Genomic DNA, 14,802 nt, shown 5'->3' on the forward strand with positions numbered 1-14,802 from the left:
GGCCGTCGCGGTGCAGGCACCGCGACGGCCACCGCATGTGCCACCGCCGGGCTCGGCCTGCTCATCGCCGCGCTCCTGCCCCACCAGCAACCGCCACCTGCCCCGCCGCCGTCAGCCCGCGCCCAGGCCCAGCCACCCACGGCCCCGACCGGCCCCGACCGTGAGATTCCAGTGCTGCCCGCCTCTGAGCCGGTCCGGATCACGGCCAAGCGCATCGGTTTGGTTGCGCCCGTGGAAGCGGTCGGCACCGCGAAGGACGGCTCAGTGGCCCTGCCACCCGATCCCGACCGGGCCGGCTGGTACACCGGCTCCGCCACACCCGGTGAAAGAGGCAACGCCGTCCTGGCCGCCCACCTGGACTCCACCAGCGGCCCCGCCGCCTTCTACAGCCTGGGCGCCCTGCGACAGGGCGACCGCATCACCGTCGAGCGTCAGGACGGCCGCGACGCACACTTCACCGTCACCGCCATGCACGTCTACGCCAAGAGCTCCGTGCCCTCCCAGAGGGTCTACGGCCCGAGCGCCCATCCGCAGCTGACACTCATCACCTGCGCCGACTGGGATGCAGCAGCGAAGGAATACCGGGCCAATCTGGTCATCACTGCCCACCCCGCGAAGAGGAGCTAGGCCGCTCCCTCAGAGGTTGCTACCCAGCCCCTGAGCTGTGAGAGACGGCTGAGTTCCTGCCTTCTATCCCAGGTGAACTGTTTTCCCAGCTCAGAATTCGAATGACGCAGGTCCTGGTCTTGAAATCTGTGTGCGTCGGGTGGTTGCCATGAAGGCGGGTTAGTGAGGTCAGCTAGCTACGCGCCCCCGTAGCCAGTCAGGTTGCCCCTGATCCTGGACCCTGATTTGGGTGGCCGCCCGAGGTATTGGGCGGCTCCTGAAAGCGGTGGTCGGGACCGACGCCGGATTGATCAGTCCGGTTGCCCATCGCGGGAAGCCGGCCGGCCGCTCCCTGCGCGCCGTTCGCTTGTACGCCGACACCCCGCCACCGACAGCCATACCCCCGACCATGACCGCAACAGCCGTAGCCTTCTTGAGCGGGCACCTCCCGAGCCGGGGCCCGGGCTGTCAGGGCTGATTCCCCGGGACCTTGCACTGCGAAGGGCCGGCCGTTGAGTCAGGCCGCGGACCGCGGCCCCGCCAACCGGTTCCCTTTGGATCATTCGGCTGTGTTCCGCTGGCGCAGACCTGCGCTGCGGATCAGCCTGGACGGCGGTCTCACCGTCTCACCTGTCGCCTCCACCGATAAGCCCTCTGGTGCCGCCGTTGGCAACGCAGCGGCGGCACCGATAGCCCACCGCCGACAAGCCCCAGACGGTGGCCGCCCTCACACAGGCGCTGGCAGCTGACCCGCTGGATCCTGCGACGGGACCGGCTTCCCGCCGCCTACCAGCCCATCGCCGACCTCCACCGCCTGAGCGACATCTCGTGAGCAGGCAGGCGCAGTGTGGTGTGGTGCGGAACTCGCCCGAATGACCGTTGTGACGTGCTGCGATCTCGCGAGTGTGTTTGTGTCACAGGGTGACGCCCGGCATTCGGTCCGGGCCTGTGTCGCTGGGAGATTCACATGCGTGCAGCAGTACTCGCTCCTGCCCTGGCACTCGCGCTGGCCCTGCCCGCCGCGGCGGTGGCAGCAGCGGACGAGAGGTACCCAGGCGGTCTGGACGTCGTCGGTCTCACGGTCGGTCAGCAACTCGTCAGCTTCTCCGAGAACACGCCGTCCTCGCCCCGTTCACTCGGCCACATCCACGGCCTGGAAAAGGACAGCAAGCTGGTAGGGATCGACTACCGCGTCCAGAACGGAAAGCTGTACGGCGTCGGCGACCGAGGCGGCATCTACACCATCAGCAGCTACGCGAAGGCCACCAAGGTTTCCCAGCTGACAGTGGCACTGGAGGGCAAGTACTTCGGCGTCGACTTCAACCCGGCCGCCAACCGGCTGCGGGTCATCAGCGATACGGGCCAGAACCTGCGGCACAACATCGACGACCCCGCCGCCCCGCGGGTCACCACCGTCGACGGCAGGCTGACCAATCCGGCGGTCCCGCCCGCCACCACACCCACCCCCGCACTGGCCGTGACCGGCGCCGCCTACACCAACAACGACCTCAACCCCGCAACCGCGACAACGCTGTTCGACATCGACACTGTCAATGACCGCGTCTCGTTGCAGTCCCCGGCCAACGCCGGCACCCTCGCCCCCACCGGCAGCCTCGGCGTCAACGCAGGACCCAACGCAGGCTTCGACATCTACTACGCTCCCAAGGCCGGGACGAACCAGGGCTTCGCCGCCCTGAAGGTGAGCGGCGCCTACCGCTTCTACCGCGTCAACATCCTCGACGGCACAGCCGAGCGCGTCGGCACCTTCCCCACCGGCCGGCAGGTCTTCGACATCGCCCTCCCCCTCAACCAGAACTACACCGGCCCCCGCGGCGGCATGAACACCGGCGGCGGAGCGACCGCCACCGTAGCCAAGTAACCCCCCAACGCGGCCCGGCTCAAGGTGCCGGTGAGGACTCCCGCGCCCCAATCCACCCCCCGCGCGGTGCTCGGGGAGCGCCAGCCCACGGAACAGGTACTGCAGGGCTGAGAGGTTCACCGGCATATCCAAGGAAGCAGGCCAGGATGAACTTCGCACTCACCCTCGGGCTCGCCGCCGGCGCGGCCGGCACCGTGGCGCTCACCATCTCCGAAACCATCGAGCAGCTCTTCACCGGCCGGGCGTCCAGCACGGTCCCCAGCCAGGTCGGAGCAGCGCTGACCGGCAGGAAGGGCCACAAAGCCGCCGCCCGGAAACTCAACACCCCGGTGCACTGGACGCACGGCATCACCCTGGGTCCGGTACGCGGGACGCTGGCGTCGACCGGGCTGGGCCCGGTGGCGGCAACCGCGATCCACTACGCCGTGGTCTGGGGTGGCGACGTGGCGCTCTACCGCGGTGTGGGTATCGCCCCCTGGCCCTGGAAGTGGGAGAAGCAGGAACTGGCCACGGACCTGTTCCACAAGGGCGTCTACGCGATCGCCACCGGCATCGCCTTCGAGCGCCTGCGGCGCAACGCCGCGACCTGACCCGGCCCACGTGGGGACGGCAACCTGGCTCGATCTCGAGCTGGTAACCCGCGAGCTGGTCATCGACGCGCTAATCCCGAGCATGGGCCGCAACGGCCGCCCGGCTCAAGGGCCGACGCTCCAGGCAGCAACCGCGCTGTCGTAGGGAATTGTCGCTGGTGTCACTGACAGGGGGGAGTTGCGCGCAGCCGCTGAACAGGGCGCGAGAGCGAGGCGGCCGCTCCGGCGCCTAGGTGAGCAGTCCGGTGACCTCGCGGACAGGGTCGGGAACTGGTCGCCGGTCGCGCGCACGACCAGCTCCAGGACCGTCCAGGGCGAGCCGCAGTTCGCGTCCGTCCTGCGACGCGGCGCGGGTCGCGGAGTCCGGGATCGCGGCGCACCGCGCTGAGCAGCCGTGGTCGAGCTGTGGGCGGTTCGGGCGGAAGCCGTGGTCGGCCTGATGGTCGGGCCGTGGTCGCCCCGACCATGGCCGCTCGGTGGGCGCTCGCAGGGGCTCCGGGGGGTGATTTTCCTTCGCGCACGCGGGCGCAGTCCTAGAGCTTGTCGTCAAAGTGATCTTGGGTTGTGGATCATGGCGTGGTGATACGTCGCCATGAGTTGTCCGATGCCGAGTGGGACCTGATACGTCCGTTGCTGCCCCGGCCTGCGCTGGGGCGGCCCCGGTTGGACGATCGGATGGTCCTGAACGGGATCGTGTGGAAGTTCCGCACCGGGGTCGCCTGGCGGGACGTGCCCGAAAGGTACGGCCCGTGGGGGACGCTCCACACTCGTTTCCGCCGCTGGGCGGCGGACGGCACGTTCGACCGGATGTTGCAGGCCGCCCAGGCGAAGGCCGACGCGGCAGGCGACATCGAGTGGCTGGTGTCGATCGACTCCACGATCGTCCGTGCCCACCAGCACGCGGCCGGGGCCCGAAAAGGGGGCGCCAAAGCCCGGCCCTCGGCCGGTCCCGAGGCGGACTGACCACCAAGATCCACCTCGCCTGTGACGCCGGCGGCCGCCCCCTCGCGTTCGTCCTGACCGGCGGGAACACCAACGACTGCACGCAGTTCACCACGGTGATGGACGCCATCCGGGTGCCCCGGACCGGACCGGGTCGGCCGCGGACCAGGCCCGATCACGTCATCGGCGACAAGGGCTACAGCTCGAAGGCGATCCGCACCTGGCTGCGGCGACGGAGCATCCCGCACACCATTCCCGAGCGGGCCGACCAGGTCCGCAACCGGCTCCGACGCGGCAGCCGTGGCGGACGTCCGCCGGCCTTCGACAAGCAGGTCTACAAGCGGCGCAACGTCGTCGAGCGGTGCTTCAACCGCCTCAAGCAATGGCGCGGCATCGCCACCCGCTACGACAAGACCGCCCAGTCCTTCACGGCAGCCGTCACCCTCGCGTCGATCCTGATGTGGGCCTGACACTTTGACGACAACTCCTAGCCGTCGCCTCGGTCCGGGCCCTGACACAGCGCCCCGGCCCCACCTGTGACCGTGGGGCCGGGCGCACTGGTGTAAAGCTGGTCACCGGTGGACCCGGATTCGACATCCTGCCCGACGCTGGGTGGTCAAGCGTTCCTGGCTGGATCATGCACGCCTGTCGGCACGTACGGGACTACAATCAGCTGATCCAGCCTTCGGAGTCGTCGATCACCTGCGCCGCGATCACGCTGATGACCAGGCAACTCACCCGCCGAAGTCATGGCCAGGCGGCATCCCGCGAAGCCGACCAGGACTGATTCTGCTTAAGGGCAGGACCATCGCCGTGGTCCCGCACCCACCATCACGGTGAGCGTCACTTTGGCACCTGCCGGCGCAGTTTGTCAGGCGATGGCCCTACTGGACGGTGGCCAACACCAGCAGGTCACCGCCACCTGCCTGTTCTGTGACGGCGTGTCCCAACTGGACCAGCAGGCCCGACACCGCAGCCCGCACGACCGCCTGCACGCCGTCGCCAGAAGCTTCGCGCCGCTCCTTCCCCAAGGGAGCGAATTCGTTCGAGGTCGTCCACCTCACCAGCACCACAGCCGGCACCGCCGTCACCGCAAGCCCCAGCCTCCCGCCCTCCGCATCCTCCTCGACGAGATCAAACCCCGCCTAACCTGTACGAGCAGGTTGGACGGCGCAATGCCGCCGATCACCTTTCACCAGCACCAGCAGTGGCGGCGGCAGATGGCCCGCTGTTTCGACGACCTGGCCGCCGACCTCGCAAGCCGCTCCGGCCGGCCTCCGAGACGGGCACCGTCCGCCCGGGCTGCACCGGCGAGGAGATGGCCCTGCATCTGGGCATCGACCGGGCCAAGTCGCTGACGCGGAACCGGCCGCGCCTGCTGGCCAAAACAGTGGAAGGTCTGGGTGAGGACCGCCGCGACTTCGACTGGGACTGGTGATCGGATGTCCTGTTCGAGGACCACGACGTCCTGATGCTTTCGACGCCTCCCTGGACGGGATCGAGGACAGCGGCAACCAGATCAACCAGGCCCTCGGCCTTGCCAACCTGGCCGCCGCGGACTGGTTCGAGCCCTTCAGCCCCGACCAGGCCCGCGACGCCGCTGGCGGCTTCCGCCACTCCTGCCTCCCGGCCTCGCCGCCAGACCCCGGGCCGCACAGGATCAGCAGGAAGGCCGCAGGCTGAGCCTTTCTCAGTGACCAGGCGGGCGCACCGGCTGCCTACCGGCTGGTACGGGCGAGGGCCACCGGGTGCCGGAGCCTGCCGTTGGGCCTGCCTGGCACTGCGGCTGTGTCCGCGTGTACCGGGCGGCGGCAGGACAGCTGGCCGTGCACCTGTACGAGAAGGCCCGGCCCGCCACCACGGCGGAGGTGACGGACCGGCCCCAGGGACACGCTGCCATGCCCGTGCTCGGCGCGTCCGGTCGGCAGGGCACGTGGCCGCAGAACGGCGCGGTTGTCGTCCTCTGGGCCTTGAGCGGCTTCGGGGCAGCCGCCCGCCGGGGCGAGTGCGGCGACGAGCACGTCCTGGGTCCGGCCGGTCTGCCGTCTCACGACCTGCTTCCTGCGCACCCACCACCGCCTGCGTCCATGAAGGCTGTCTGGCCGGATGCGCCGCCGCCGTGGTCGGCGGGGTCGACGGGAGTCATCCAGTGGCTGTTGCTGCCGTGGTCACGCTCGCGCCGCACGTCGATGGCCCACTGGATCGCCGCGTACAGCACGAAGACCGCCGCGAAACCGCCGATCACCACCCACATCTCCACTGGTGCCCTCCTCGCCTCGGTATGAGGCCTGCGGCCAACCGCAGACTCATGTCCTGGTCCATGAAGTCAGCGTCCCCTGCGGGTCACCGTGTTGCCGCCCACTTGAGCAAGCTCAGAGGTGGCCCGCACGGGCCGCCCATGTGCAGGGCCGTCGCGGTCAAACGCTGTCGAAGACTTCACCCTCGCCGCCTGGACGTCCACGCCGCCTGCCCTCCGGGGCCGGGGCCCTTCCCGCGCCGGGCTCTCCACCGTCCGGGGCGGTGGCCCGGCTGCCGGGAGGACTCTTGCCGGTGGCGAGCGTGCTGCCCCGCAGCGCAATGCGGTGTCCGCCGCTTCGGCACCTGGCATCTGGACATGGATCCCCCGGACGGGCAGGCAGTCGGACACCTGCGACTCGTGGCATGAACCGTCCGGGCATGACCCGGCACCATGAAGGCCCTGGGCGACCAGCGTGATCTCACCGAGGACGAGGTGAACGACCTGCTCGACGTCTACGACCGCGACGCCGACGGGGAGGACGACGTGTACGAGTGGGTGAGGTGAACGGGCCAGGCGCGGGCGGGGCCGTAACGCTCCCCGCCCGCCCGGGCGCCTGGAGCGCACGGGCGGCAGCAGGCCGGGCATCTGCGGGTGGCCACGGGTGCTGCCCGCCTTTGCGTACCTGCTGACCGCCTCTGCTCGGGGTGAGGTGGCGGCGGGCAGCATCTCCTTTGTTGTGATGCGGGTGATCGGGGTCATGTGGCTCGAAGGGCCGTGGTGGGGGGCATGCGGGTGGCGCGCAGGGCGGGGTAGAGGCCGGCGAGGGTGGCGACGAAGACGGCGGTGAGGGGGCCGGCCGCGAGGGTATAGAGGGGGATGCGGGCTGGCCAGTCGTTGAGGGTGGCGTAGGTGAGGACGGTGGCGGCGCCGAGGGCGAGTCCGGTGATACCGCCGAGGAACCCAAGGAGGACGGCTTCGATGAGGAACTGTGCGGTGATCTGGCCGCTGCGGGCGCCCAGGGCGCGGCGTAGGCCGATCTCGCCGCGGCGTTCCATGACGCCGACGACCATGGTGTTGGCGATGCCGACGCCGCCGACGAGGAGGGCGACTGCGGCGAGGGCCAGGACGAGGCCGTTGAGGCTGTCCTGGGTTTCGGCGCGGGCTTTGAGGAGGTCGGAGGGGCGGGAGACGGCGACGGCGGAGGGGTTGGCAGGGTTGGCGGTGGCGCCGGCGACGCGCTGGACGGAGTCGACGCGTTCGGTGAACGCGCGGAGGTAGATGGCGCCGGGGTGGTTGTCGGCGCCGAGGTGTGTGGTGGCCTGGGGCCAGCCGACCAGGGCGGCGGTGTCGAGTTCGGGGGCGAGCTCGTTGGGAGTGAGGATGCCGAGGACGGCGTACCACTGGCCGCCGAGCCAGACACGTTCGCCGGGGCGGCTGATGCCCAGGCGCTGGGCGGCCTGGTCGCCGAGGACGGTGACGGGCAGGCTTTCGGAGGCGGCGTCGAGCCACCGGCCCGCACTCAGCTGGCCGTGGAGGGTGTCCAGGAGGTTTCTCCGGGTGGCCAGGACGGAGATGCTGTTGGTCTGCTCCGTTGGCACGAGGTCGTTGCGGTAGACGTGGGCGGTGGTCTTCCCGGTGGCGGTGACCTTCTGGACGGGCGCGATGTTGCCGAGCATCGTCTCGGCGGTCTCCGGCAGGGGGACTTCCTTCTGGCTCGCGTCCTTGCCGGGGCTGACGGTGATCAGGTTGGAGCCGAGGCGGTCGAGCCGTTCCATGAGATGGGCCTGGTTGGAGGCGGAGATGCCGGTCACCGCGATGACGGCGGCGATGCCGAGGGAGATCCCGAGGGCGCACAGGACTGAGCGCAGGCGCCGGGTGCGGGGGCCGATGAGGCCCAGGCAGAGCAGGTCGGCGGGGGTCAGACGGGCCGGGCGGAGTCCGGTGCCGGTGCGCGGGGTCATGGGGTGGCCTCCCGCGTGAGGTGGCGCGCGGGACGGGTGGTTTCGTCGAAGGCGATCCGGCCGTCCTGGATGCCGATGCGGCGGGGGAAGGAGGCGGCCAGGTCGCGGTCGTGGGTGATGACGACGACAGTGGTGCCGTCGCGGTGGAGTCCGCGCAGCAGGTCGACGACGGCGGTGCCGGAGGCGGAGTCCAGGGCGCCGGTGGGTTCGTCGGCCAGGAGGAGCGCGGGGCGGCCGACGAGTGCGCGGGCGATGGCGACGCGCTGCTGTTCGCCGCCGGAGAGCTGGTGGGGGTGGTGGGTGAGGCGGTGGCCGAGGCCGACCTTGTGGAGGGCTTCGGCGGCGAGGGTGCGGCGGTGGGAGGGGCCGGCGCCGGTGTAGAGGAGCCCGGTGGCGACGTTCTCGACGCAGGTCAGTCCTGGCAGGAGGAAGAACTGCTGGAAGACGAAGCCGACGCGGTGGGCGCGCAGGGCGGCGATCTCGGGTTCGGACAGCCCGGCCAGGTCGTGGCCCTCGAAGGTCAGGGTGCCGGAGGTGGGGCGGTCCAGGGAGCCGATGAGGGCGAGGAGGGTGGACTTGCCGGAGCCTGACGGGCCGACGACGGCGACGAGTTCGCCCGGTTCGATGGTCAGGTCGATGCCGTGCAGGATCCGCAGCGGCGGGTTGCCCGGGTACTCCTTGACCACCTGGTTCAGGTGGAGAACGGGCGGCGTGCTGTCGCTCATTGGGGGACCACCACCTTGTCGCCGGCCTTGATCCGGCCGGTGACCTGTGCCTTGGCGTTGGCGACCAGGCCGATCTCGACCGTGACGAGTTCGGTGGTGCCGTCCTTGTGCTGGAGGGTGACGGCGTAGCCGCCGCCGTCGAGCGCCGTAAGCGCGGTGACGGGCACGACGAGGGCGTCGTCGACGCCCTTGCCGGTGATGGTGACGGTGACGGTGGAGGGCCCGGTGGTACGGGCGGCCTTCTGGTCGCCGAGGGTAATGGTGACCGTCGCCTTGTCCTGGCCGGTGTCACCGCCGCCCGAACCGCCCGAACCGGCGTCGCCGCCGGATCCCGCGGGGGTGAACCGGGTGATCTTTCCCGTGGTGGTGGTGCCGTCGGGGAACTGGACGGTCGCCTGGGCACCGGGGCTGAGCTGGGAGAGCTGGTCGTCGCCCGGTTGGAGGGTGACCTCCAGGACTGTGCCGGTGATCTTCAGGACGGTGCCCGTCCCTGTGGCGGCACCGAGCTGGGCGGTGACCTGTTGCACCCGCACCGTGGGGTGGGGAGTGAAGACGAGGCGGCCCACCGGGATCTTCCCGGTCTGGGGCAACCCCATAGCCTTCTGCCAGCGCTTGACCGCGGTGAGGGTGCCCGCGGTGAACTTCTCGTCCACCGACAGGCCGAGCCCGTCTGCGTATCCGAGGTCAACCAGGTTCCGCTTGAGTTCCTTCACGTCGGGGCCGTCGGTGATGTCCGGGGCCAGCTCGCGCCACATGGGCCGGTCCCCAGTGAACAGCACGACCGGTTGCCCGTCGACTTCGTACAGCCTGCCGCCCGCCTTGACAGTGTCGCCCACCGCGGGCAGCCAGGTGAGCGTGCCCTGCCCCTGTCCGGTGACGCCGGTGGGGTCGGCGTAAGTGAGCTTGCCGGTGAGTTTCAGTCCGGAGGACAGCGAGGTTTTCAGCACCTCGGCGGTGGTGTGCTCGGCCGTGCGCTGCGGCGCGGGGCCGGTGTCCCAGGGACGCCAGGCGACGGCCGTGCCTCCCGCGGCGAGGGCGGTCACCACCGCGAGGGTGATCAGCGTGCGCTGCTTGCTGCGCCCGCGCCGCCTAGGCGAGGGGGTCCTGCCCGCCGTACCGGCGGAGTCCTGGGCGGGTTCGGGGCGCACGGGGGTGTCGTCCGCCCGGGCATCGGTGTGGGCCATGGCGATCAGCCCGCCTGGTCGATCGCGTAGCCGGGAAGCTGCTGGCCGTCCTTGGTGCACAACTGGCTGACCTTGGCGAAGGCGTCCATGTCCGGCTCCTTCTTGAAGTTCACGGTGCCGTCCTTGGGGTCCGGGTCGGGGATGTCCGGCAGACCGTTCTTCCGGGCGCAGGCGACGAACTTGCGGGCGGCCTTGACCATCTTGGCGTTCCTGGTGTCGCGCTCCTGCTGTATGCCGGGAACCTTGGCGTTGCAGATCTTGGCCGCCTGGTCGTAGCCCGCCGTGTCGTCGCCCGCCCCGTTGGACTTCATGACGATGTTGCCCTTGTCGTCTAGGCTGACCCCGCTCTGCCCCTGCTCGTGCATGCAGTTCACGAACGCCTGGCGGATCGCACGAGGATCATGCTGCCCGGTTTCGGTTCCGCCGGAGCCTCCCTGGTCACCGGCGACCCGCGGCGCCTCTTTGCCACCGGAGCAGCCCGTCACCACTAGGACAAGACCGGCCCCTACCGCCACGGCGAAAGCCCTGCTCGTACGTCTCCGAAGAATCCGGCGCATGACGCGCCCTCCCGTCCTCAAGGCGCGGCCGGAGCCGCGCGGTGTCGTGTCGGGAACCATTGCTACGCGGGTCGCGGTTAGCCACCGGTCACCCTCCGGCTAACCCCGGGCTAACCCGGACCGGGCCACCCTTGGAGAGGGAAGCACCGATCCCCCCGTGACCGGTGCGGCGACAGGTGAGAGCGGAGCGGGCGGGTGCGGGTACTGATCGTCGAGGATGAAGAAGAGCTGGCCGATGTTCTGGCCGAAGGACTGCGCGGGGAGGGCATGCGCTGTGACATCGCCCACGACGGAGCCCGCGCCTTGGAGCTGTGCGCGGAGCACGACTACGACGTCATCGTCCTGGACCGTGACCTGCCCGTGGTGCACGGGGACATCGTGTGCCGCACCCTGAACACGACCGGCTACGGGGCCGGCATCCTCATGCTCACCGCCGCCGGCACCCTCGCCGACCTCGTCGACGGCCTCGGCCTGGGAGCCGACGACTACCTTGCCAAGCCGTACTCGTACATCGAACTCGTCGCCCGGCTTCGGGCCCTCTCCCGCCGCGCCACCAGCGCCGCGCTCCCGACCGTCCTGACCCGCCACGGCGTCAGCGTCGACACGGTCCGCCGCCAGGCCGAACGCGATGGACGGCCCCTGCGGCTCACCCCCAGGGAACTCGGTGTCCTGGAGATCCTGCTGGCCGCCGACGGCGCCCCCGTCTCCGCCGGAGAGCTCCTCGAACGCCTCTGGGACCCCCACCTCAACCCCGCCAGCGGCGCGGTCAAGGTGACCGTCCACCAACTGCGCCGCAAACTCGGCGAGCCGCCCCTCATCACCACCGACCCCGGCTTCGGATACCGCCTGTGAACCTTCCGCACACCGCACCCGGAGCACGCCCCGGCCGGCACTCCCTGCGCGCCCGCGTCACCTGGAGCAACACCGCCGTCTTCGCCGCCGTCGGCTGCGCCATGCTCGTCCTCAACTGGCTCAGCGTGCGTCAGCTCATCGAAGTCAACGCCGAGCAGGTCGCCCCCTCCACATCCTTCCCCGACCCCCCGCCGCCACCCGACGCCCGCATCACGCCCTCGACCCCGGCCATGACCCACGAGCAGTTCGCACGGTTCCGCGCCGACGTCCTAGACAGCCTCGGCACCCGCTCCGTGCTCCTCCTCACCCTCTGTACGGCCCTGGCCGCACTGCTGTGCTGGTGGACCGCCCGCCGCTCGCTCCGCCGCATCAGTCACGTCACCGCCGCCGCCCGCCGCATCAACGACGGCAACCTCCACGACCGCCTCGCCCTCAACGCCCCCGACGACGAGGTCAAACACCTCGGCGACACCTTCGACGCCATGCTCGACCGCCTGGAACGCTCCTTCGCCGACCAGCGCCGCTTCACCGCCCACGCCTCCCACGAACTACGCACCCCCCTCACCCTCCAGCGCGCCGCCCTGGAGATCCCCCTCGCCCAAGGCCGCGTGCCGACCGACCTCGAACCCGCCCTCCGGCGCTCACTCGCCGCCACCACCCGCTGCGAACATCTCCTCGACGCCCTGCTGACTCTCGCCCGCGGCGAGAGCGGCATGATCACCCCCACACCCGCCGACCTCGCCGACCTCACCCGCGAAGCCCTCAACGATGTCCACGAGGAAGCCGCGAACCGTCAGGTCACCGTCCACAGCGAACTGCGCCCCGCCCCAACCACCGGCGACCCCGTCCTCCTCGCCCAGCTCGCCCTCAACCTCCTCACCAACGCAATCCGCCACAACCACAAGCACGGCACCGTCCACATCACGACCCGTACCGCGGATAACCACGCGGTCTTCGAGGTCACCAACACCGGTCCCGTCATCGACCCCGCCGAACTTCCCGCCATCTTCCAACCTTTCCAGCGCGGCCCCCGCGCCCCCACCACCGGACGCCGGGGGTCCGGCCTGGGCCTGACCATCGTCCAGGCCATCACCGACACCCACCGCGGACACCTCCACGCCCACCCCCGCCCCCACGGCGGACTCACCGTCCACGTTGCCCTCCCGGCCGCATCCGGCCCTGTGGCTTCTCCTGGCTCCCCGAAGCCCGGTCTCAGAAATGAGCAGTTCTGAGAGACCAGAGACTTCCGCCGAACCATGTCCGGTTTGCCCCGGATCTCCGTTCTCACAACCTCTCGCAAAACAGTCGAACAGTTCGACTGCCCCACCTGCGAGGTGCCCGCCGGAAGCATCTGCCGCACCCGCGGCGGCAAGGTCGCCCCGAAGTACCACACCCCGCGCTTCATGCTCGTCCCCCAGCTCCGCGCCGAGCTGGAGGTGAAGACCCCGGCCGACCGCGGCCCCGGCCGCGCGTGGGAGATGGGCCCGGCGATCGATGCCGCGGTGCCCGAGGCCACCACGAAGCCCACGAGAGTGGGTTACGCCCGTTGCAGTACCGCCCAGCAGGAGTTCCAGAGCCAGCTCGACGCGCTGCCGAGGCCGGGTGCGATCCGGTCTACTCCGAGAAGATCAGCACCCGCGTCAAGGTCCGGCCCGAGTTCGTCAGGGCGATGGACTTCGCCGGCACCATCAAGAAGGCCGTCACGCACCAGCGGGTGATCTTCACGGTGTACGAGATGAAGCGTCTGGGCCGCGGCGCAGCCGAGCTCCTTGCTATCGCGGAGGACCTGCGCCACCACGACATCCAGCTCGAACTCCTCACCGGCCCCCTCCAAGGGCTCTACGTCCCGTCCGGCCACGGCGCCGCCCTGTGCGCGTTCTTCGCCGGCATGGCGGAGTCCGAGCGCGAGTACATCCGTGAGAAGTCACTGCGTCCGCCCGCGAGCGCGGCCAGCACGGCGGGCGCCCCAAGGTCATCGACGACGACGTGGCCGCCTACGCCCGCAGCCTGCGGGCCAACGGCGTCCCCGTCCCCGGGATCGCCCGCAAACTCGTCATCACCTCGGGCAAGAACAAGGGCCAGCGCCCCTCGATCGCCACCGTCTACTGCATCCTCGCCGACGCCGACCAGGCCGACGGCACCGCCTGAGCCCGGGCATACGAAAGCCGTCCCGGTGGCACGGGGGAAGCCACCAGGACGGCTCTGCTCAGCGTACGGCCCACAGGCCCTACAGACCCACGGACTTGGCGCATGTTCAGCAATAGACCGGCGTTGTCCATCGCGTTCTGCAGGGCCTCACGCGCCACCTCCATCTGCCCGCTCTGCGGCCAGGGTGTCCACATCGCCGACGGCCACGGCACGGCGGCACGCCCCCCAGGCTTCGGGCAGGCGAGCAGCCCAGTTCCCCGGACCACACCCCTGTTGCCCATTTCTGGCGTACTCCGGCTGGCCTCCAACCGGAGCAGTTGCGACCCTACGACTGGGGTATGTGAGGTCACTCGGGCTCACATGATCGTCGGGTCCAGAGCCACTATGCGGGGCAGTTTGCCAACCACCTCGAGGCCAACCCGGAGGAACAGGCCCGTCTGCGGGCGCGCCTTGAGCAGCTCGTGACGGACGAATCCTGGCTGGTGAAGGCGTTGGAGACGGTGTCTGCCCCGGACGAGAACGAGGCCGACGCCGACGCCGCCGCCCAGGCGCCCCAGGAGGCATCAGCACAGCCGCACGACAGTGCGGCTGTGCCCGTCGAGCCGGACGAAGCGACTGAAGCGACCGAGTCGGCCGTTGAAGCATCCGCGGCCGTCCCGCAGCAGCGGCGGGACAAGCAGGCCGAGGCACCCGTGAAGAAGACCACGGCTGCCAAGAAGACCGTGGTCAAGAAGTCCGCAACCAAGAAGGCGCCGGTGGCGAAGGAGACCGCGGCCAATACCGGTGAGCCGACTCTGAGCGAGCTGCTGTTGACCGTCCTGGGCAAGTACGCCGGGCAGCCGCGCACCGCGAGCGAGGTCGCCGACGACCTGGAGCGGGAGTACCCCGATCGGGCCCGTGACATCAACACCGTGCGCAACACCCTGGAGCGGCTGGTCGCCAAGAGCCGTGTCGAGCGGAGCAAGCAGAAGAACACTGTGCTGTACACCGTGGTCGAGTCCGCGCCCACCGCGGACGGCGCAGCCGTGAAGGCGTCGCCGGCCGCCGAGACGGCCGGTGCCGAGGAGGCCGAGAACACCGAGAAGGTGCCGGCGCAGGCCTAGGGTCTGTTGCGAAAGC

At 70.2% G+C, this 14,802-nt stretch carries 15 protein-coding genes and 2 pseudogenes; 11 read left to right on the forward strand and 6 right to left on the reverse strand.

Annotated elements, in window-relative coordinates:
- From ABTZ58_RS36045 to ABTZ58_RS36060, 4 genes and pseudogenes are all read left to right on the forward strand, one after another.
- Positions 1-627 (forward strand): sortase domain-containing protein (locus tag ABTZ58_RS36045; protein ID WP_351366451.1); only part of this gene is annotated, 627 nt, incomplete at its 5' end.
- A 946-nt stretch (positions 628-1,573) separates the two neighbouring features.
- The gene (locus ABTZ58_RS36050; RefSeq protein ID WP_351366454.1) at positions 1,574-2,485 is read left to right on the forward strand and encodes a DUF4394 domain-containing protein; all 912 of its coding nucleotides are present in this window, start codon (positions 1,574-1,576) and stop codon (positions 2,483-2,485) included.
- 146 nt (positions 2,486-2,631) lie between these two features.
- Positions 2,632-3,075 (forward strand): hypothetical protein, encoded by a 444-nt coding sequence (locus tag ABTZ58_RS36055; protein ID WP_351366457.1) that lies wholly within the window; start codon positions 2,632-2,634, stop codon positions 3,073-3,075.
- A gap of 579 nt (positions 3,076-3,654) precedes the next feature.
- Positions 3,655-4,487 (forward strand): annotated as a pseudogene (locus tag ABTZ58_RS36060) (IS5 family transposase).
- A 414-nt stretch (positions 4,488-4,901) separates the two neighbouring features.
- Here the strand turns inward: ABTZ58_RS36060 and ABTZ58_RS36070 are convergent.
- Positions 4,902-5,108, reverse strand: coding sequence for a hypothetical protein (locus ABTZ58_RS36070; RefSeq protein WP_351366460.1), 207 nt, complete (start codon positions 5,106-5,108; stop codon positions 4,902-4,904).
- Between the two features lie 343 nt (positions 5,109-5,451).
- Between ABTZ58_RS36070 and ABTZ58_RS36075 the strand changes: the two genes are divergently transcribed.
- A complete protein-coding gene (locus ABTZ58_RS36075) occupies positions 5,452-5,700 on the forward strand; it encodes a hypothetical protein (RefSeq protein ID WP_351366463.1) in 249 nt (82 codons plus the stop codon).
- Positions 5,701-6,064: 364 nt separating this feature from the next.
- Here ABTZ58_RS36075 and ABTZ58_RS36080 read toward each other — a convergent pair whose 3' ends face one another.
- From ABTZ58_RS36080 to ABTZ58_RS36100, 5 genes are all read right to left on the reverse strand, one after another.
- The gene (locus ABTZ58_RS36080) at positions 6,065-6,277 is read right to left on the reverse strand and encodes a hypothetical protein (protein ID WP_351366465.1); all 213 of its coding nucleotides are present in this window, start codon (positions 6,275-6,277) and stop codon (positions 6,065-6,067) included.
- 734 nt (positions 6,278-7,011) lie between these two features.
- The gene (locus ABTZ58_RS36085; protein ID WP_351366468.1) at positions 7,012-8,217 is read right to left on the reverse strand and encodes an ABC transporter permease; all 1,206 of its coding nucleotides are present in this window, start codon (positions 8,215-8,217) and stop codon (positions 7,012-7,014) included.
- Positions 8,214-8,942: an ABC transporter ATP-binding protein gene (locus tag ABTZ58_RS36090; protein WP_351366471.1), complete on the reverse strand. Its 729-nt coding sequence runs from the start codon at positions 8,940-8,942 to the stop codon at positions 8,214-8,216. The genes ABTZ58_RS36085 and ABTZ58_RS36090 overlap by 4 nt, the downstream gene beginning before the upstream one ends.
- Positions 8,939-10,126: a peptidoglycan-binding protein gene (locus ABTZ58_RS36095; RefSeq protein ID WP_351366474.1), complete on the reverse strand. Its 1,188-nt coding sequence runs from the start codon at positions 10,124-10,126 to the stop codon at positions 8,939-8,941. Before ABTZ58_RS36095 ends, ABTZ58_RS36090 begins: the two co-directional genes overlap by 4 nt.
- A 5-nt stretch (positions 10,127-10,131) precedes the next feature.
- Positions 10,132-10,491 (reverse strand): hypothetical protein, encoded by a 360-nt coding sequence (locus tag ABTZ58_RS36100; RefSeq protein ID WP_351366477.1) that lies wholly within the window; start codon positions 10,489-10,491, stop codon positions 10,132-10,134.
- Positions 10,492-10,878: 387 nt separating this feature from the next.
- On the opposite strand from ABTZ58_RS36100, the gene ABTZ58_RS36105 reads away from it, so the two are divergent.
- The 6 genes and pseudogenes from ABTZ58_RS36105 to ABTZ58_RS36125 all read left to right on the forward strand — a co-directional run bounded on the left by ABTZ58_RS36105 (position 10,879) and on the right by ABTZ58_RS36125 (position 14,786).
- The gene (locus ABTZ58_RS36105) at positions 10,879-11,535 is read left to right on the forward strand and encodes a response regulator transcription factor (protein WP_351366480.1); all 657 of its coding nucleotides are present in this window, start codon (positions 10,879-10,881) and stop codon (positions 11,533-11,535) included.
- The gene (locus tag ABTZ58_RS36110; RefSeq protein WP_351366483.1) at positions 11,532-12,767 is read left to right on the forward strand and encodes a sensor histidine kinase; all 1,236 of its coding nucleotides are present in this window, start codon (positions 11,532-11,534) and stop codon (positions 12,765-12,767) included. The genes ABTZ58_RS36105 and ABTZ58_RS36110 overlap by 4 nt, the downstream gene beginning before the upstream one ends.
- Positions 12,768-12,791: 24 nt before the next feature.
- Entirely contained in the window at positions 12,792-13,253 is a 462-nt protein-coding gene (locus ABTZ58_RS40350) for a zinc finger domain-containing protein (RefSeq protein WP_502996186.1), read from the forward strand.
- Positions 13,163-13,408, forward strand: a pseudogene (locus tag ABTZ58_RS40355) (recombinase family protein); the annotation flags it as partial. The gene ABTZ58_RS40350 and the pseudogene ABTZ58_RS40355, both read left to right, overlap by 91 nt.
- Before the next feature lie 113 nt (positions 13,409-13,521).
- A complete protein-coding gene (locus ABTZ58_RS36120) occupies positions 13,522-13,683 on the forward strand; it encodes a hypothetical protein (RefSeq protein ID WP_351366530.1) in 162 nt (53 codons plus the stop codon).
- 461 nt (positions 13,684-14,144) lie between these two features.
- A complete protein-coding gene (locus ABTZ58_RS36125) occupies positions 14,145-14,786 on the forward strand; it encodes a BlaI/MecI/CopY family transcriptional regulator (protein ID WP_351366486.1) in 642 nt (213 codons plus the stop codon).
- Positions 14,787-14,802 lie beyond the last annotated feature (16 nt).

The organism is Streptomyces sp. NPDC094143 (assembly GCF_040303825.1).
GTDB lineage: Bacteria > Actinomycetota > Actinomycetes > Streptomycetales > Streptomycetaceae > Streptomyces.

Bases quoted from the DNA above. Each gene is read 5' to 3' on its own strand.
- ABTZ58_RS36090 (WP_351366471.1), bottom strand. From the start codon at position 8,942: ATGAGCGACAGCACGCCGCCCGTTCTCCACCTGAACCAGGTGGTCAAG.
- ABTZ58_RS36095 (WP_351366474.1), bottom strand. From the start codon at position 10,126: ATGGCCCACACCGATGCCCGGGCGGACGACACCCCCGTGCGCCCCGAA.
- ABTZ58_RS36100 (WP_351366477.1), bottom strand. From the start codon at position 10,491: ATGCACGAGCAGGGGCAGAGCGGGGTCAGCCTAGACGACAAGGGCAAC.
- ABTZ58_RS36055 (WP_351366457.1), top strand. From the start codon at position 2,632: ATGAACTTCGCACTCACCCTCGGGCTCGCCGCCGGCGCGGCCGGCACC.
- ABTZ58_RS40350 (WP_502996186.1), top strand. From the start codon at position 12,792: ATGTCCGGTTTGCCCCGGATCTCCGTTCTCACAACCTCTCGCAAAACA.
- ABTZ58_RS36050 (WP_351366454.1), top strand. From the start codon at position 1,574: ATGCGTGCAGCAGTACTCGCTCCTGCCCTGGCACTCGCGCTGGCCCTG.
- ABTZ58_RS36085 (WP_351366468.1), bottom strand. From the start codon at position 8,217: ATGACCCCGCGCACCGGCACCGGACTCCGCCCGGCCCGTCTGACCCCC.